The 17,115-nt window shown below is 52.4% G+C and carries 14 protein-coding genes; 5 read left to right on the top strand and 9 right to left on the bottom strand.

The genetic code is table 11. The annotated features are described in order from the left end of the window. The first annotated feature begins 15 nt into the window (after positions 1 to 15). The 3 genes from AC5JMP_RS06350 (at position 16) to aat (ending at position 3,501) form a co-directional block, all read left to right on the top strand. Entirely contained in the window at positions 16 to 2,568 is a 2,553-nt protein-coding gene (locus AC5JMP_RS06350) for a tetratricopeptide repeat protein (RefSeq protein ID WP_495850594.1), read from the top strand. A 101-nt stretch (positions 2,569 to 2,669) separates the two neighbouring features. Continuing rightward, positions 2,670 to 2,897, top strand: coding sequence for a type II toxin-antitoxin system HicB family antitoxin (locus AC5JMP_RS06345; RefSeq protein WP_495850593.1), 228 nt, complete (start codon positions 2,670 to 2,672; stop codon positions 2,895 to 2,897). A gap of 19 nt (positions 2,898 to 2,916) precedes the next feature. Continuing rightward, positions 2,917 to 3,501: a leucyl/phenylalanyl-tRNA--protein transferase gene (gene aat, locus AC5JMP_RS06340; protein WP_495850592.1), complete on the top strand. Its 585-nt coding sequence runs from the start codon at positions 2,917 to 2,919 to the stop codon at positions 3,499 to 3,501. 65 nt (positions 3,502 to 3,566) lie between these two features. On the opposite strand, the gene AC5JMP_RS06335 is transcribed toward aat, so the two are convergent. Beyond that, a complete protein-coding gene (locus AC5JMP_RS06335) occupies positions 3,567 to 4,475 on the bottom strand; it encodes a cell division protein FtsX (RefSeq protein ID WP_495850591.1) in 909 nt (302 codons plus the stop codon). Between the two features lie 102 nt (positions 4,476 to 4,577). Further along, entirely contained in the window at positions 4,578 to 7,112 is a 2,535-nt protein-coding gene (locus AC5JMP_RS06330) for a heavy metal translocating P-type ATPase (RefSeq protein WP_495850590.1), read from the bottom strand. 433 nt (positions 7,113 to 7,545) lie between these two features. Here AC5JMP_RS06330 and AC5JMP_RS06325 point away from each other — a divergent pair, with 433 nt between their 5' ends. Together AC5JMP_RS06325 and AC5JMP_RS06320 are read left to right on the top strand one after the other, a co-directional pair. Beyond that, positions 7,546 to 8,007 carry a DUF4126 domain-containing protein gene (locus AC5JMP_RS06325; protein WP_495850589.1) on the top strand — a complete coding sequence of 154 codons (462 nt, stop codon included), beginning with the start codon at positions 7,546 to 7,548 and terminating at the stop codon, positions 8,005 to 8,007. Beyond that, positions 8,004 to 9,395 carry an FAD-containing oxidoreductase gene (locus tag AC5JMP_RS06320; RefSeq protein WP_495850588.1) on the top strand — a complete coding sequence of 464 codons (1,392 nt, stop codon included), beginning with the start codon at positions 8,004 to 8,006 and terminating at the stop codon, positions 9,393 to 9,395. Before AC5JMP_RS06325 ends, AC5JMP_RS06320 begins: the two co-directional genes overlap by 4 nt. A gap of 211 nt (positions 9,396 to 9,606) precedes the next feature. On the opposite strand, the gene AC5JMP_RS06315 is transcribed toward AC5JMP_RS06320, so the two are convergent. The 7 genes from AC5JMP_RS06315 to AC5JMP_RS06285 form a co-directional block, all read right to left on the bottom strand. Continuing rightward, positions 9,607 to 10,095 carry an FKBP-type peptidyl-prolyl cis-trans isomerase gene (locus tag AC5JMP_RS06315; RefSeq protein ID WP_495850759.1) on the bottom strand — a complete coding sequence of 163 codons (489 nt, stop codon included), beginning with the start codon at positions 10,093 to 10,095 and terminating at the stop codon, positions 9,607 to 9,609. Positions 10,096 to 10,793: 698 nt separating this feature from the next. After that, complete coding sequence (locus AC5JMP_RS06310; protein ID WP_495850587.1) at positions 10,794 to 11,987, bottom strand: zinc-dependent alcohol dehydrogenase; 1,194 nt, start codon at positions 11,985 to 11,987, stop codon at positions 10,794 to 10,796. A 113-nt stretch (positions 11,988 to 12,100) separates the two neighbouring features. Beyond that, on the bottom strand, positions 12,101 to 12,799 hold the full coding sequence (locus AC5JMP_RS06305) for an SRPBCC family protein (RefSeq protein WP_495850758.1): 699 nt from the start codon (positions 12,797 to 12,799) through the stop codon (positions 12,101 to 12,103). Positions 12,800 to 12,832: 33 nt separating this feature from the next. Continuing rightward, positions 12,833 to 13,042 carry a hypothetical protein gene (locus AC5JMP_RS06300; protein WP_495850586.1) on the bottom strand — a complete coding sequence of 70 codons (210 nt, stop codon included), beginning with the start codon at positions 13,040 to 13,042 and terminating at the stop codon, positions 12,833 to 12,835. A gap of 749 nt (positions 13,043 to 13,791) precedes the next feature. Further along, positions 13,792 to 14,670: a formyltetrahydrofolate deformylase gene (purU, locus tag AC5JMP_RS06295; protein WP_495850585.1), complete on the bottom strand. Its 879-nt coding sequence runs from the start codon at positions 14,668 to 14,670 to the stop codon at positions 13,792 to 13,794. Between the two features lie 50 nt (positions 14,671 to 14,720). Then, complete coding sequence (locus AC5JMP_RS06290) at positions 14,721 to 15,476, bottom strand: DUF4340 domain-containing protein (RefSeq protein WP_495850584.1); 756 nt, start codon at positions 15,474 to 15,476, stop codon at positions 14,721 to 14,723. A 5-nt stretch (positions 15,477 to 15,481) separates the two neighbouring features. Next, complete coding sequence (locus AC5JMP_RS06285) at positions 15,482 to 17,104, bottom strand: GldG family protein (RefSeq protein ID WP_495850583.1); 1,623 nt, start codon at positions 17,102 to 17,104, stop codon at positions 15,482 to 15,484. Positions 17,105 to 17,115 lie beyond the last annotated feature (11 nt).

The raw sequence follows: 17,115 nt of genomic DNA, 5'->3' as shown, positions 1-17,115 counted from the left end.
TTTTGCTGCGTTTAGATGAATGCACCCAAGCCGAGTTTTCAGGATCGTTTGAAGCAGCGTCAGCGATCGAGTTTCGTAGGGCGCGAGGCTCAGATGAGCTGGTTTCAGCAAAATTTGGGGCTGCCGCTGGAGAACCGCCGCTTTATTTTTAATATTTGGGGTCAGGGCGGCGTAGGTAAAACGACGCTGAGTAAGGAATTTATCAAGATTGCGGCGGCGGCAAACTGGGTGACTGCCTATGTGAATGAGGACGATCGCAGCCTGCCAGAAATCATGGGGCGGCTGGTGGCGCAGTTGGAGCAGCCGGGGGTGAAGCTGGCGTTTAGCGCAAGCTACAAAACCTACCGCCAGAAAAAGCAGGAGCTAGAGGCCGATCCGGAGGCTCCCCAGGGATTTTCGGCGTTTTTGGGGCGATCGCTCACCAAGGCGGGTTTGGGGCTGGCGAAGCAGATTCCGGGCAGCGGGGCGGTGATGCCGTTTGTGGATGAGGATGGGCTGACGACGCAGGTGAGTGAGTGGTCGGCTTATGTGGCGAAGAAGCTGACCAATAAGGATGAGGTGCGGCTGGTGCAGGAACCCGTCGAGGTGCTGACGCCGCTGTTTTTGGAGGCGATCGCCAAAGTTGCCGAGCTACGGGGAATCGCGCTGTTTTTTGATACCTATGAGCGCACGGCAGATGTGCTGGATGACTGGCTGCGGGATCTGTGTGAGGGGCGCTATGGGGCTGCGCCAGAAAATTTGATTGTGACGATCGCCGGACGTAATCCACTCGACCCGCAGCATTGGAGTGACTATGATCCGGCACAGATGCCGTTGGGGCAGTTTACGGAGGCAGAGGCGCGGCAGTTTTTGGGGCAGAAGGGCATCACGGATGAGCGGGTGATTGAGGTGATTTTTTCGCTGTCCGATCGCCTGCCCGTGCTGCTGGCGCTATTGGCAAGCAATTGTCCTACTGATCCGGCTGAGGTGGGCGACTGTAGCGGCTCGGCGGTGCAGCGGTTTTTGCAGTGGGAAACCGACCCGCAGCGGCGACAGTTGGCGTTGGATGGGGCCTTGCCTCTGCTCCTGAATCGGGATGTGGTGGCGGTGCTGGCGGGAGAGGAGCAGGCGATCGCCCTCTTTGACTGGCTGAAACAAATGCCGTTTGTGGAGGCGCGATCGGAAGGGTGGGTGTATCACGAGATTGTGCGATCGCAGATGTTGCGCTACAAGCGGCAGGAGTCGCCGAAGGAATGGGCAGAGCGGCATGGCAGGCTGGCAGATGAGGCGGAGGCATTGCGAACGCAGTTGCAGCTACCGGAGGCAAGCCTACACCAGGATGCAGACTGGCAGCGGCACACGCTGACCCTGCTGTATCATCGTCTTTGCCAAGCGCCCCAGAAATATTTGTCGATCGCCCTGAATGAGTTTTTGGTAGCGCTGAAGGAGCAACGCAAATTTGCTGAGCGGTGGGCAAACCAGATATTTCGGGCAGGGCGAGATAGCGAAAAGTCCGAAATCCGGCAGTGGGGCAAACGATTGGTTGAAGGTTTGCAAGCCTATGATGAGGGGCCTTGTAAAGCATCGCTTGAGCTATTTTCGGCACTGTTGGCAAGCCCTGAAATAGAAGCGCAGTGGCAGCATATTACGCTGGCTTGGCGTGGTAACACTTACCAATTGATGGAGCATTATGAGGAAGCGCTCAAGGACTTCGACTTAGCGATTGAACTTGATCCTAAGTATGGTTCAGCAATTGCAAATCGGGGGCGAACGTATCATCTAATGGGGCGGTATGAGGAGGCGCTCAAAGACTTTGACCTGGCAATTGAACTCAACCCTAAAGACAACCGCGCGTTCTCACTTAGGGGTCGAACATACCGTCGAATGAAGCACTATGAAGAAGCACTCAAAGACTTTGATATGGCAATTGAACTTGATCCTAAATACACTTGGTCGATCGCCAGTCGAGGTCAAACATACCGATCGATGAAGCGATACGAAGAAGCGCTCAAAGACTTTGACCTAGCAATTGAACTTAATCCTAAACTGGATTGGGCGCTCGCCTATCGGGGTCGAACATACCATCTAATGCAACGATATCAAGAAGCGCTCAGAGACTTTGACCTAGCAATTGAACTCAATCCCAAATATGCCTGGGCGATATTAAACCGAGGGCGAGTCTATCGATTGATTCAACAATATCAACAAGCAATCTTAGACTTCAACCGAGCGATCGAGCTAGATGCTGAAGACGACTGGTATCTATACGAACGAGCGCTCTCCTACCAGGCTCTCAATCAAATTCCTGAAGCGCAAAACGATCTGAAGCAAGCAATTCGGCTGGCGCAACAGGAATATTCCAAAAAACCTGAAGATTGGAGAGTCATTTTCAATCTTGCTCTCTACTATTTGACGATCGGCAACATTGAGCAAGCCCGGTTTTTCTACCGAGATGCGATCGATCGGGGTGCGCCTAGCGATCGAATTCAGGTAGCGATCGAGGATTTAGAAGATTTCCTCACGGTCTTTCCCGATCATGCGATGGCAAAATCGGCAAGGGATGCGCTAAAGAAAAGATTGAACCCATGATCGTAATGACGCTTCAGTGGCTCTGCGATCGCTCAACAGTTCCAATCTCTCAGAAGGCTACGATAAAATCAGCACGATCCATTAGCAAGCCCAGAGCAATCATGGAACACATCGCCACACTTCACATCGAAAAGCTCCCTGAAGGTTGCTACCTAGCTACATCAGACGATATTCCAGGACTCGTCGCTCAAGGAAGAACGATCGCAGAAACCCTAGCAATTGCCCGCGACGTTGCCAAAAAGCTTTTAGAAGCTCGCCAAGAACGACAAAACCCCGTTCACCTGAGCAAAATCAAAGATGTCTTTGACTATCCTCTGCGTGGTATTTAGGTGAGGATGTAGCGGCTCCGTGACTCAGCAATACGATATTCCTACCATCCTCAATGGCTACGCTCAGGGCTTCTTCTTGATGGCAGATGACGATGGCGAAAATCTAGGCTGGTACTCTAGCCAGGAGCGGACGCTCATTCCCCTAGACGATCGCTTTCGTTATCCCACTTCTCTGCGGCGCGTCCTCAATCAAAATCGCTTTACAGTTGCCATCAACCGAGATTTTGGAGCCGTGGTCGAGGGCTGCGCCGATCGCGATGTCACCTGGATCTCTGAGGAGCTGAAAAAGCTGTACTGGGAGCTGCATCAGGCTGGCTATGCCCATAGCTTCGAGACTTGGCAGGGTGACGAGCTTGCCGGAGGAATCTTGGGGATCGCCATCGGCGGCGCTTTCATCGGCGAATCCATGTTTTTCAACATTCCCGAAGGTTCTAAGGTCGCCATGGTGAAGCTAGTCGAACACCTGCGATCGCGCCATTTTCATCTCTTTGATGCCCAAATGATGAACCCGCATCTCGCCCGTTTTGGAGCCTATGTGGTCAGTAAACGTAGCTACGACAAGCTCCTTAGACAAGCGCTCTCCCTCAACTGCGCTTTCTCATAAATAGACCTCTGGCAAGAGGTCTAATCTGCAAGAGGTCTAACGCAGAGAGCAGAATTCTGGATTTCCTAGCGTGTTGTAAATCGGCGTACGGCAAATAAGCTCCCCATTAGCCCTACCGATAGCCCCAACCCTAGCAGAGCCGAGGGCAACAGAAAGGTTTCTCTGGCTGAAAGCTGCATGCTGTCAGTGAGAAACTGAATAAATTCAGGCTGCTGCGCCAGCAGATCTTGAATAAATCTCTGAAGCGCTACGATCAATCCCCAAGCAACGATCGCTCCCACTACTCCTAAAACCAAGCCCTGGAGAATGAACGGCAGGTAGATCCAGGTCGTCGTGGCTCCTACAAGCTGCATCACCTCAATCTCGCGCCGCCGCGCCATAACAATCAGGCGAATGGTGGTGGTGACAACGGCGATCGCCGTCAGGCTCAGCAGTGTTGTCATGCCTAAACTCACCCAGCTAAGTCCCTGGCTCAGTTGCGCAATGCGTTTCACAGCTTCATCGACATACTGCACATGGTCAATTCCCGGCATCTGATTGATTTTTGCAGCTAAAGCGGGCACAACCTCGGAAGTGGCGGCTTTTACCCGCAATTCATCTACCAACGGATTGCCATCAAGCTGCTCAGTCACGCCCTTGATATCCGATAAGCCCATGTCACGTATCAACTTCGCCCAAGATTCTTCCTTAGAAATGGCTGTGACATCCGTGACATCGGGCATTGCGATCATCATCGGCTCTAAGTCTTTTGCCTGAATACCCGTGTCTAGATACACCGATATTTCGAGCTGACTGCCGAACTGATGGAGCAATCCCTCCATTTGCCAGGAAGCTTGCAAACTCACGCCAAATAGAAACAGCAGCACGGTCACAGTGCTAACGGCTGCCCAGTTCATCCAGCCGCCCCGTCGCAATCCCAGCAGCGTTTCGCGCAGCAAATAATCTGATTTTGTTAACAGTCTGAGTACGCCCATGGTCACAACATTACCCTTGGCGATCGCCCTTTAAGCCAGTATTTAATCTGCTTATGATAAGTTGCCTCATAAAAATTGGGCATTGTTTAATTGGGATGAAGTTTATAGGATTCCCGATTTGGCGATCGATTCAGCGCTAAGGCAAGCAAACGCTCGGCGCAGCAGCAGTGAATTGGTGACAACGCTGACGGAACTAAACGCCATAAACGCTCCGGCTGTGGCTGGACTCAGAGCAATTCCCAAACTGGGTAGCAGCAGACCCGCAGCCGCAGGAATTCCCAGAATATTGTAAGCAAATGCCCAAAACAGATTTTGCTGAATCTTGTCAAAAGTGGCTTGGCTGAGGCGAATCGCTTCCACGACAGCACTCAACTGATCGCGCATCAGCACGATGTCAGCCGCTTCGATCGCCACATCAGTTGCCGAATGCAGCGAAATACCGACATCTGCTTGAGCTAATGCAGGTGCATCGTTAATGCCATCGCCCACCATGGCCACAGATTGCCCAGTCGCCTGTAGCTCTGCAATGACTCGACTCTTGCCATCCGGTCGGACATTAGCGCGGATATCTTCAGGGGATAAACCTAGGGACTGCGCGATTGCTGCCGCTGCTTCAGGACGATCGCCTGTCAGCAGCATGACCCGCAGCCCCATTTGCCGTAAATCTTGTAGCGTTTGTTGTGCCTCTGGACGCAGCTTGTCCTGTACGGTGATGAGTCCGGCTAACTGTCCAGATATGCCCACATACACCAGGGTTTTGTCCGTTGCCTCGAAGTTGGGAATGTTCTCTATCTGGATGCTCTCTATCCGCATGCTCTTTATCTGCATGCTCTCCATCGGGATGCTCTGCCGTATTAGCCAATCTGCATTGCCTAGCACGACAGGCTGACCCTCAACTTCCGCTGAAACCCCCAATCCTGGCTCTGTGTGAAAATTTGTTGCCGATCGCAGCTCCAGTTTGAGACGCTTGGCATAGTCCTGAATAGCATAAGCCAGCGGATGCTGGGCGCCGCTCTCCACAGAGGCGGCAATCTGGAGCAGATCTGTCTCAGACATACTTTTCAGTAGGGAGATGCAGTCCGTAACTTCTGGATGCCCGATGGTCAGCGTTCCAGTTTTGTCGAAGACGATCGTCTGAAGCCGATGCACGTTCTCTAACACATCGCCCCCGCGAATCAGCAGTCCACGCTCGGCACCCAGACCCGAACCCACCAAAATTGCGGTGGGTGTAGCCAGCCCCAAGGCGCAAGGACAGGCAATTACCAGGACAGCGATCGCCAGCTTCAGGCTGAGCAATAGCGGCGAGGGCGGCATCGCGGGCATCGCCATGTGCTCACTCATCATGTGTTCGCTCATTCCCATTGCCGCACTACCCAAGATCTTGCCCCAAATCTGATCACCCCACAGCGGCAGTCCGATGAAGTACCAGAAGAGAAAGGTGAGTGCGGCGATCGCCATAACACCGTAGGTAAAGTATCCGGCAACCTTGTCGGCAAGTCCCTGAATCGGAGCTTTGCGGGTTTGGGCGGTTTCGACCAAGGCGATGATTTGCGCTAGCGTAGTATCTTTCCCGATACGGGTAGTTTTGAGGGCGATCGCTCCAGACAAATTGAGGCTCCCGGCGCTCACCCCGTCCCCTACCTGCTTAAGGACAGGCGTAGCTTCCCCGGTCAGCATGGACTCATCCACCATGGTCTGCCCTGCCCAGATCTCACCATCCGCAGGAATCTTTTCTCCAGGCAACACCCGCAGTAGCTCACCTACCTTGACCTGGCTGGCAGGAATGGCGATCGCATCGGCGATCGTGGCAATCTGAGGCTTGCCGTCTTCGAGCGGATGAGCTTCTCTAATGAGATGTGCGATCGTGGGTTGCAGAGCCAGCAAAGATTGAAAGGCATGGGCGGCTTTAGTACGCGCCTGCTGCTCCAGGGTTCGCCCTAGCAAAATGAATCCTACTAGCATCACGGGTTCGTCGAAGAAGCATTCCCAGCCTAGGTTGGGAAACACCAGCGCAATGGAGCTAGTAACGTAGGCGGTAAGCGTACCCATGCCCACCAGCGTATTCATGTTAGGGGCATTGCGTCTCAGCCCCATCCAGCCATCTGTAATGATGGATCGCCCAGGAAACAGCAGCGCTAAGGTGGCAAGCCCCCAATGAAACCAGATGTTGCCGAGTCCCGGCAGATTTAGCCAGCCAAAATGCACCAGATGCCCGATCGCGGAGAGCGCCAGTAGGGAGAGGGCGATCGCTGTTCTACGAATCTGCTGCCGAGTTTCTTGCTGCTGGCGATCGCTAAACGCACTGTCCTCGTTGTGGGCTTCGCCAGACAGAGGGCGGGGCTGACTCGAAAAACCTGCCTCAGTCAACTTCTGCGCCAGGATTGCCGGATCAATGCCGGGTTGACAATCGGCGATCGCCACTTCAGTCACTAAATTGACGGTGGCGGCAACTACGCCCGGTTGCTGCATCAGATTATTTTCTACGGCTCTAACGCAGCCTGCACACTTCATGCCATGCACATCTAAGGTGATAGTCTCAAGGGCGGGTGTGCCTGTAGCGTCAGTAGTTGCCCTGTTTGTAATGCCCCTGTTCGCAATAGCTTTATTCGTGATAACTTTGTCGGGGATGACCTGCATACATTCTCGTGAAGGCTAGACTGAACCCCAGTAAGCCCACTTGAAGCTATTTTTTGGGTTCTACTTTAGAGAGTAGGCTAAGGGGCACCTAATTGCCTAGGAACACAAGGAATAATTCAGGATTTCTCATAGAGGTACCAGGAGTTACGATCGCTAACCCTACTGGGTCACATCGGACAGCCGCAGGATATGACATTACGTAATTGAGTTAGGATGAGTTATTTTTTGAGAGCCGCGCTCCGCGCGGCTCTCAAAAAATAACTCATTGGATCTAAGCGCGTAGCGCTACGTCGTCCCTGCCATCGTTTTCTTCGTGTTTTCTGATTTAGCCTGAGTCACGAGTGAAGCGCTATATGTTACGGGCAGTCTTCCTTAGCTTGAACGCATTGAGTTGTTTGTCGATGGCGGTACAGCACAAATCTAAACGGGTGCAATGGTTTATCTTCTTGCTCTGGTTATAGGCATTATTGCGGGTCTGCGCACCATGACTGCGCCCGCTGCGATGAGTTGGGCAGCCTATCTCGGTTACCTCAATCTTGACGGGAGCTGGCTCGCTTTTATGGGCTACCGCTTCACGCCATGGATTCTCTCCGTACTGGCTTTGGGCGAATTTGTGACCGATCAGCTGCCTTCCACACCCAGCCGCAAAGTACCTGTTCAGTTTGGCGCTCGCCTTATCAGTGGTGCGCTCTCAGGAGCCATGGTAGGGGTCAATGGTGGCGCGCTCTTAGGCGGGTTAGTGGCAGGCATTGTCGGTGCAGCGATTGGCACGTTGGGGGGGGCAGCAATACGTTCTCGGCTCGCCACTGCTTTGGGGCGTGACCTGCCAGCGGCGCTGATCGAAGATGCCATCGCCATCATTAGCGCAGTTGTAGTAGTGGGGATGTTGCGATGAGTCAGTCCTTTGATGCTCTGATTATTGGTGCCGGTCAGGCAGGCCCACCGCTAGCGGGACGGCTAACTGCGGCAGGGATGAGGGTAGCGCTGATTGAGAGACATTTGTTTGGCGGCACCTGTGTCAATACGGGCTGCACACCCACCAAAACGCTGGTCGCTAGTGCCTATGCCGCTCATCTTGCCCGCCGCGCCGCCGATTATGGCGTGACGATCGCGGGGGAGATCGCTGTTGACATGAAGCGAGTGAAGGCGCGGGCTGACGCTGTTGCGGCAAACTCTCGGAATGGTGTCGAGGCTTGGCTTCGCAGTATGCAACAGTTAACGGTGTTCCAAGGGCAGGCTTACTTCGAGGACGCGAACACGCTGCGGGTCGGCGACGAACTCCTCACCGCGCCGCAAATTTTCATCAATGTTGGGGGACGGGCGCGGGTGCCTGAGATGCCCGGTCTGCAAGAGATTGATTATTTGACCAATACTTCTATGCTGGCGCTGGATAGTCTCCCACGCCATTTAGTAGTGGTAGGAGGTAGCTACATCGGGCTGGAGTTTGCTCAAATTTACCGTCGCTTTGGTGCAGCAGTTACGGTAATTGAAAAAGGTCCGCGCCTTGTTGCCCGCGAAGACGAGGATGTATCTACCGCCATCCGAGATATTCTTGAAGCCGAAGGTGTGCAGATTCGCACAAGGTCTGAGTGCATTGCCTTTGCGCCCCATCCTGACGGCGTGGCTGTGCGTGCTAACTGCGCTGAGGGGGAACCCGAACTGATCGGTAGCCATGTTTTGCTGGCGATCGGGCGACAGCCTAATACCGACGATCTGGGTCTCGATCGCGCTGGGGTCGCAACTGATGAACATGGCTACATCACGGTCGATGATCAGCTCCGCACGAATGTACCTGGTATTTGGGCATTGGGCGACTGCAATGGTCGGGGTGCATTCACCCATACGGCTTACAACGATTTTGAGATCGTCGCTGCTAATCTGTTGGACGGTGCTGCAAAACGGGTGAGCGATCGCATCCCTGGCTATGCCCTCTACATCGATCCGCCACTGGGACGCGTTGGCATGACAGAGGCGCAGGCGCGAGCTTCCGGTCGTCCGCTGCTCATGGGCACAAGACCGATGACGCGAGTTGGTCGCGCGATCGAGAAGGGGGAGACTCAGGGCTTTATAAAAATCGTGGTCGATGCGGAAACTCAGCGTATTCTCGGTGCGGCAATCCTGGGTATAGGTGGCGATGAGGCAATTCACGGACTGCTCGATACGATGAATGCTGACCAGCCCTACAGCACATTGCAAGAGGCTGTGCCCATTCATCCAACGGTATCTGAACTTATTCCCACAGTTTTGGGCGAAATGCAGCCACTTCTGCCGCTCTTCACGTAACTACAGCTGTCGCCAGTTTGCTTAGGAGATTAGGGTGGGGCGCTCCGCGCCCCACCCTAATGTCTCTGTTCTAACCAGCTTGGCGGTTGTCATGTCTGCAATGCGTTTGAGCAGTATTGTCAGAAACCTTGTGGCGCTTGTCTTGGTTTGGTGTTTGCCGAAGACGCAGAGATCATCCAAAGATCTAGCAGCTCATGATTCTACTCAGCAGTTAACCGCTAATGCCAATGACCTCAACATCGAAAATTAGCGTTGCATTTGCCGGAATTACGCTATTGCCGCTGGAGCCGTAAGCCAAATTTGCCGGGACAATAAGCTGACGACGACCGCCCACTTTCATGGTGCTTAGCCCTTCATCCCAGCCTTTAATGACGCGCCCTTCGCCAATCGGGAATGAAAAGGGGAGATTGCGATCGCGGGAGCTATCAAACTTGGTGCCGTTCAGCAAGATCCCGGTATAGTTTACCGTCACTGTTTGACCCGTTTGGGGCGTGGCTCCGGTTCCGGTTGCCAGATCAATGTATTGCAGCCCAGATGCCGTTCTGGTAACCGCATCTGATGCAAAAGAATAGTTGAAGCTGTAGCTAGCCTCTTTTCCGGACGCTTGAGCGATTCGCACATAGTAGGTAGAGCCTGCAATGCCAGTCAACTGTTGATTTAGGGTTTCGTTGAGTGTGCCCGCGCTGTTGGAAACAGCAATCAAGTTGCGGCTGTTGTCATAAAGTTCAAGACTGGCATCGTTACTACCCGTTAAATTGAAGTTAAATCGACCCGCAACCAGCGCCCCAAATTTTAGGAAGTCGTCGGGATCGCTATTGCCGACAAAATCTTTTCCATCACCTGTTGCGGAGGTGAGCTGAGTCGCAGTCTCGAAAGAGTTGCCAAATAAGTCATTTGAGGGAGTTGCCGACACGGTAAGCGCATAGCGCGTATCGCGACTCTGCCGTTGAAGCTTAACCCGTAAATAAAAAGTGCCTGCCTCTAGAGGAATTTTACTCAACGTGTCGGTTTTGTTACCGCGCAGGTTCGAGAATTTGATTAGCCGCCCTGCTGCATCTATGAGGTCAATGTCGGCATTGGCTTTTTTACGAATGCCGTTGAGCGTTACATCCAAGCTGCTTCTGACTTTAGGGCTAATTTTCCAAATATCAATTTGATCTTGTGAGGTCAAAGCTGCCTTGATAGTCCGACGAGTTTCACTAACTGGAAAAGGCTTCGCCGTCTGAAAGGTATTTCCTAGGTTTCTGACCATAACAGCTTCTATTGAAATGCGACTAGCCCTTAGACTTCCCAAATCTAGGGGCGATCGCATCAGTGATCAGGGCTTATGGCATTTTTGTGGAGACGCGCCCCACAAAAATGCTCCTGTCCTAACCGCTGTAGAGCGATATCATCTGCTCAAGGTTTGAGAACGATTTTGATACAGCTTTCTTTCTTGTGCTTGAAGATTTCGTAGCCGTGCGGTGCTTGCTCGATCGGTAGGGTATGAGTCACTAGGAATGACGGGTCAATTTCACCCTTTTGAATCCGTTCAGTTAAGGGCTGGAGATAGCGATGAACGTGAGTCTGACCCGTTTTCATCGTTAGACCCTTGTTCATGAAAGCACCCATAGGCATCTTGTCTACGAAACCCGTGTAAACACCGGGTACTGACACTGTGCCACCTTTACGACAAGCCACGATCGCCTGACGCAAAACATTAGGACGATCGGTTTCCATTCGGACTGCCTGCATTGCCTTATCATAAAAGCCTTCTAGCCCCATACCGTGGGCTTCCATTCCAACTGCATCCATCGCAGAATCGGGACCCCGTCCTCCCGTCATTTCTTTCAGGGCTTCGCCAACTTCGATCTCTTCAAAGTTCAAGATCTCCGCACCCCCTTCCTTTGCCATTTGAAGACGTTCAGGAACGCGATCGATCGCAATCACGCGCTCCGCACCGAGCAGAAAAGCACTTCTGATTGCAAATTGCCCGACGGGGCCACAACCCCAAATTGCCACCGTATCTCCTGGCTGAATGTTACAGTTTTCTGCTGCCATATACCCGGTTGGGAATATGTCGGTTAGAAACAAAACCTGTTCGTCAGTCAAGTCACTTGGAATCTTGAATAAACCCACATCTGCAAAAGGAACACGAGCATACTCAGCTTGACCGCCCGCATAGCCTCCCGTCAGATGAGAGTAGCCAAAAAGACCCGATGGGGAATGACCCATGACCTTTTCCACCATCCAGGCGTTAGGGTTAGAGTTATCGCACAGCGACCACAGATCGCGGTTGCAGAAGAAGCAACCACCGCAGGAGATAGTGAATGGAACGACTACGCGATCGCCAACTGCAAGAGCCTTGCCCTTGTCATGAATATTACCATTCTTGAAGGCACTGCCTAGCTCAACGATTTCCCCCATAAATTCATGACCCAGGATATCTCCCTGTTTCATGGTGGGATTGAAGCCATTGTATAGGTGTAAATCAGAGCCGCAAATTGCGGTTGACGTGATTTTGACGATTGCATCACGCGGATTGATGAGTTTTGGATCGGGGACAGTCTCAACTGTTACCTTGTTAGTACCTTGCCAGCAAACTGCTTTCATAGGATAAAATTTCCTGAGTATGTAAATAGCCTGAGGATGTGAATAGCCTAAGGATGTGAATAGATAGATGTGAGGGCAAATTAATGAAGCGGAGATTTAACCAATTTGCTCTTTTACTTTCGACCGCTTGACTGGCCTTCGGTTGTCGCAATCTCGCCTGTTTCCATCAGCATTTTGAAGTAGCGCAAATCATCTCCGACTTGCTGTTCTGGCTCTTCGCCAAACAGCTTGGCAACTGCTGCTGTGACTGCACCACCGGGCGGATTGTATTCAATCACCACTTTGACCTCAGTCCCTCTCCCTTGAGGTGCAGACTTGAATCGCACGAAGCCAGAATTGTCGACATCTGCTCCGGCTACTGATGCCCAAGAAATGAGCTGATTCTCCTGATCGTTGATGATTTCAGCATCCCATTCTATGCTGGCATCCAAAGGTGCAGTGGCTACCCAATGCGATCGCTTTTCATCAATCACCGTGACTGATTTTAGGTGCTTCATGAAGGTGGGCAAGTTCTCGAAACTACGCCAGAAGCGATAAAGTTCTTCGGGCGATTTGTTGGCGATCGTCACCGACTTTTCCACGCGAATGCTCTGACTCAAATTGGCTGCCTCCGCGACTTTGTCCTGTAAACATTTCTCTCCCTTTGCGCCGTGATAAGCCAGCCCACCACCCGCCAATGCCACCAACGCACCGCGCAAAGACCGATCTCGCAGTCCCATCAACACCATTGCGCCGCCTGTAATTAGCGAACCCCAACGCTCAGTCTCGCCAATGCTTGCGGGCTGCTGCTCGTCGCTGTTGCTAGAAATTATTTCCACCGTTTTTAGCTCCTGACGTGAATTGAACTAGGACTTTGTACCGTTTGAGGCTTGGATTGCTAGCAGCGCTAGGGCGCTAACTCCAGCGATCGCCTCTCGCTTTGCCGCTGGATGAGAATCGAGTTGATTTAGAAAACTAGGAGTGGTTTTATCGCTGTAATCACCTAGTGATTTTTCGTAACGTTCGATCGGTTCGTACAGATTGTTAAGATCACTCTCAAGCTTGGGTATTTTCATGTACTGATCATCTACTCCAATGAGGGTAAGCAAAATATCCACTAGAGACCGATGAGAGTTTTCGCATGAGATCGAGAATACGACCTATATCATCCACAATGATTTCGCAAGTGGGATACCCAGCAACATAAACGATCGCGTCTAGTACAGGATCTAACCAATATATGGAGTGCAACTCTAGCTGGTTACACCCCTAATTTTTTCAATCCTTTGCTGTAGAACGGTAGGCTAACTGCCATAGGTATGAAATTAGCAACGCTGAAATATCTGTTGTAATGACGGTCTAGCAAAGTTCTCACTATCTAAAGCGATTGCCGTCCTTCCTGTACCAGCCAATACAACGAAGCTTTTCTCGGCATCTTCTGGTTCATAAGTCCCTTACAACAGAGAGTGAATGAGACTAAACTCTCTGAACCCAACAGAGGAAATTTAAGAAAAACCACATATCCCAATACAATTAACTATAGAAATCTATGAACATTCTTTCGTCTGGCGCTGGAGAGGGGATGCTTGAGTTACCGAATGCCCAAAGGAAGATTGGTGTGTAGCTTAATCTATATAACAAGACTGATGGATGAGGCAGCATTGCTAAATTGAGGCATGAATCGTAAAATTCACCCTCAACCTAGCCCTCTTCCTGGAAAAGAAAATATGAGGAGCTAGCTCCTTCTCTCTATGAAATGGATCTGGGGACGAGGGTCAATCCTACCCGCATTCAGTAGCCCTTATCGAGACATTTTGGGCATATATTATGCAAATACAACCGTGCGATTGCCATAGACCAAAACGCGATTTTGCAAATGCAACCGCACGGCTCTTGCTAATACGACCCGCTCTAGGTCTTTGCCTTTGCGGATCAAATCTGCGACTTGATCGCGATGGCTAACCTGCACCACATCTTGCTCAATGATTGGGCCTTCGTCTAGATCTTGTGTGACGTAGTGCGCTGTCGCCCCAATGATTTTCACGCCTCGCTCATATGCCCGCTGATAGGGATTTGCTCCAGCAAAAGCGGGCAGAAAGGAGTGATGAATGTTGATTACCTGGGGAAATTGGGCGACGAAACTGCTGCTCAAGACCTGCATGTATTTTGCTAAAACCACCAGATCGATGCTGTAATGCTGCAAGATCTCAAGCTGTTTGGCTTCCTGCTCAGGCTTAGTATCGGCGGTGATGGGAATGTGGTGATAGTCGATGCCAAACTGATCGGCGATCGCCCCCAAATTAGGATGGTTGCTGATGATGAGCGGAATCTCTGCGGCGAATTCTCCGGCACGCTGCCGCCAGATCAGGTCAAACAAGCAGTGATCCTGACGACTGACCCAAACGGCAATCCGAGGAATGTCATCAGAAAATCGCAGCCGCCACTGGGCTTCTAAAGGCTGGGCGATCGCGCTGAAGGCAGGTGCAATTAGTTCGCGGGGCAGGTTGAATCCTGCTAGCTGCCATTCAATCCGCGTGAGAAATAGATTGGCTAGGCGATCGGTATGCTGATCGGCATGGATGATGTTGCCGCCATTGGAATAGATAAAGCTAGCAATTTTGGCGACTAATCCTTTCTGATCGGGGCAGGAGATCAATAATGTCGCAGTGGGATCGGTAGAATCGGTGGAATTGGCGATCGGCATGACGGGGAGTGGGGTAGAAGTAGGAGGATGGGCGATCGCAGCGCTATTTGTTAGGGACTGGCTTGGGGCGTGACCGAACTTTCTGGAGCAGATGAAGGGCTGAGTTTAATTTCAGGAATTTCTTCGGGTTCAGGCGATTCGCCAGATGGGCTAGGGGAGCTAGGAGATGGGCTAGGGGAGCTAGGAGATGAGCTAGGGGAGCTAGGAGATGAGCTAGGGGAAATGCTGGGGGTAGGGGAAGAGGGGGATGGCTTCGACTCAGTCTGCTTCCAGTCGTCTACAGAGCGGTTGACAGCATTGTCAAAATTGGGGGAAACCAGCAGCACCTTTAGGTCTGCTTTGGGGTCGGTCGGTGGATCGACTAGGGCGTAGAGGTTGGTACGGTTGAAGTCATAACCGCCCAGGATCAGCTGATGGGTTTCTTTGTTGGCAAGGGTGACATCGATCGTGGCAAGGGGCTGATGGAAGCTGTATTGCTCACGATCGCCTGCCGGAGCGGTAAACGATCGCTGGCTTTTGCCCGTTGCCACCAGATTGAGCAGAAAAGAAAGGCTGGGATCGCTGGCGATCGCCTTCTCAGGTTCTAGCATCTGCCACTTGCCGCTGGAATCGCGCTCAAATTTGAGCGATCGCAGCAGCGTTTTCAAAGTTAGGGATTGCACTTGGCTCTCCTGGAAGGCAAACAGGTTTTGCGGTTCGTCGGCCTGGGTTTGGGAGGGAGGTGGCTGAGTTTGTACCAGCAGCACTACGCCGCCTAAAAGCAGGGCTGTCAGGATGAGAAGCAGGGTTGAGGGTTTGAGTTTCATAAAGTTTATCTCCGCTTCCACCAAACTGCTGTCGCGGTACCAAAGCCAACCAAGGGAAGCAACAGCATGGAAATCAACGCCACTGAAATTACCTGCTCAGGCGAGAGGACAACCCGCCGATTGGTCACTTCTCTGGGACGAATGGATAGCACCTCGTCGTCGCGCTGACTTAACCAGGTGGTGGCATTGAGAAACAAGTCGCCATTGAGCTGCTGCTCGAACAGTCCGTCAGTGGCGAAACTGGAGTTGCCGATAACGACCAGGCGAAACTGGGATTGAGGGGAAGCGGGGGATGGGGAAGGTGAGGGAGTGGGGGATGGGGAAGGTGAGGGAGTGGGGGATGGGGAAGGTGAGGGAGTGGGGGTAGGCTGAGTCGATCGCGTCAGCGCCATGCCGATACTGAAAGGACCTTTGGGATCGGTGGCGGAGTCAAATTTAAGTTCGCCCGTTTCGTCGATTTGCTGAGCGGTGGTGCGATCGCTCGTATAGAGAAGCGTTGCGCCATCTATTCCTGCAATCTTGGAGGTTTCCAGCGGACGTGCTAACGGATAAAACGAAATACCTTTGCCGAAGCCGCGCGTGATCGGATGATCGCCATATTGATTGACGATTGTTACGCCGGGGCCTAGACCTGAAGCCTGTCCTGCCGGATCGATCACGAGGCGATCGCTCACCCTGATGCCCCAGTCGCTTAGAAGCGTGTCAAGATTAGGATCGGTCTGGGGATCGACCAGCAGCAGCAATCCACCTTTGCCAGAAGCGTAGGTGCGCAATGCCTCCAGCTCTTTGTCTAAGAGTGGACGCTGTGCCCCAGCCACCACGACCACCGAGGCATCATCAGGGACTTTAGGATTTTCAACCAAGTTGAGGGAGAGCGGCACATAGCTGACTTCCTTAAGTTTGCCCGTCGCCGCAGACATGCCGCCCTTACCCGTCGCTTCAGGAATGCGTTCGCCATGTCCCTGAAGGAAGTAGATTTTTTGTTGCTGGGTAGAGCTGAGCTGCGCCAGTCCGTTGGTTAGCCTGCGCTCAGACAGGGCTTCTCCGCTGGCGATCGACTGGACAAACCGCCGATTGCCGCCTGTCTCCAGATACACTTCGCCAATTGACTGGACGTTAAAAGTTTTGGCGACGCCAGGTTTTGCCTGGGGATCAACAAATTCGTAGCTAAACTGAGAGCTACGGCGGCGGTAGTTTTCCAACAGTTCGCGATCGACCGGATTGGCATTCGGCGAAAACACCCAGACTTTGACAGGCTGCGTCAGGCTCTGCACCACTTCCTGAGACTGCGGCGCGAGGGTAAAAATCCGGTTTTCAGTTAGGTCAATTCGTCCAGGGTAGCGGACTGCCAGCACGTTGACCATGCCGACGATCGCCAGCATTGCCAGCGTTGCCAACAGCGCATTGGTGCCCACCTGGGTCGATCGCGCTCTCCAAAATCCGGGATGTGCTGAGCTTTCGAGAAACAGCCAGACCGCCGTTACCGCCAAACCTGCCACGATCAGCGCCGTGGGCACGACTCCCCAGCCTGCGATCGATCCGGAGGTTAGCCCCATGACGATCAGCACTGGCCCGAACCAGAAGAGATATTTGAGTAATTTCCAGTTAAAGGTTTGGACTTTTTTCATGAGGCTGTTAA

The sequence above is a fragment of the Drouetiella sp. genome (assembly GCF_059504425.1).
The sequence above is the reverse complement of the archived record's forward strand: the minus strand, read 5'-3'. Positions and strand labels throughout refer to the sequence as shown.

Bases quoted from the DNA above. Each gene is read 5' to 3' on its own strand.
- AC5JMP_RS06285 (WP_495850583.1), bottom strand. From the start codon at position 17,104: ATGAAAAAAGTCCAAACCTTTAACTGGAAATTACTCAAATATCTCTTC.
- AC5JMP_RS06330 (WP_495850590.1), bottom strand. From the start codon at position 7,112: ATGCAGGTCATCCCCGACAAAGTTATCACGAATAAAGCTATTGCGAAC.
- AC5JMP_RS06325 (WP_495850589.1), top strand. From the start codon at position 7,546: ATGGTTTATCTTCTTGCTCTGGTTATAGGCATTATTGCGGGTCTGCGC.
- AC5JMP_RS06300 (WP_495850586.1), bottom strand. From the start codon at position 13,042: ATGAAAATACCCAAGCTTGAGAGTGATCTTAACAATCTGTACGAACCG.
- AC5JMP_RS06320 (WP_495850588.1), top strand. From the start codon at position 8,004: ATGAGTCAGTCCTTTGATGCTCTGATTATTGGTGCCGGTCAGGCAGGC.
- AC5JMP_RS06345 (WP_495850593.1), top strand. From the start codon at position 2,670: ATGGAACACATCGCCACACTTCACATCGAAAAGCTCCCTGAAGGTTGC.
- AC5JMP_RS06310 (WP_495850587.1), bottom strand. From the start codon at position 11,987: ATGAAAGCAGTTTGCTGGCAAGGTACTAACAAGGTAACAGTTGAGACT.
- AC5JMP_RS06350 (WP_495850594.1), top strand. From the start codon at position 16: ATGAATGCACCCAAGCCGAGTTTTCAGGATCGTTTGAAGCAGCGTCAG.
- purU (WP_495850585.1), bottom strand. From the start codon at position 14,670: ATGCCGATCGCCAATTCCACCGATTCTACCGATCCCACTGCGACATTA.
- AC5JMP_RS06335 (WP_495850591.1), bottom strand. From the start codon at position 4,475: ATGGGCGTACTCAGACTGTTAACAAAATCAGATTATTTGCTGCGCGAA.
- AC5JMP_RS06290 (WP_495850584.1), bottom strand. From the start codon at position 15,476: ATGAAACTCAAACCCTCAACCCTGCTTCTCATCCTGACAGCCCTGCTT.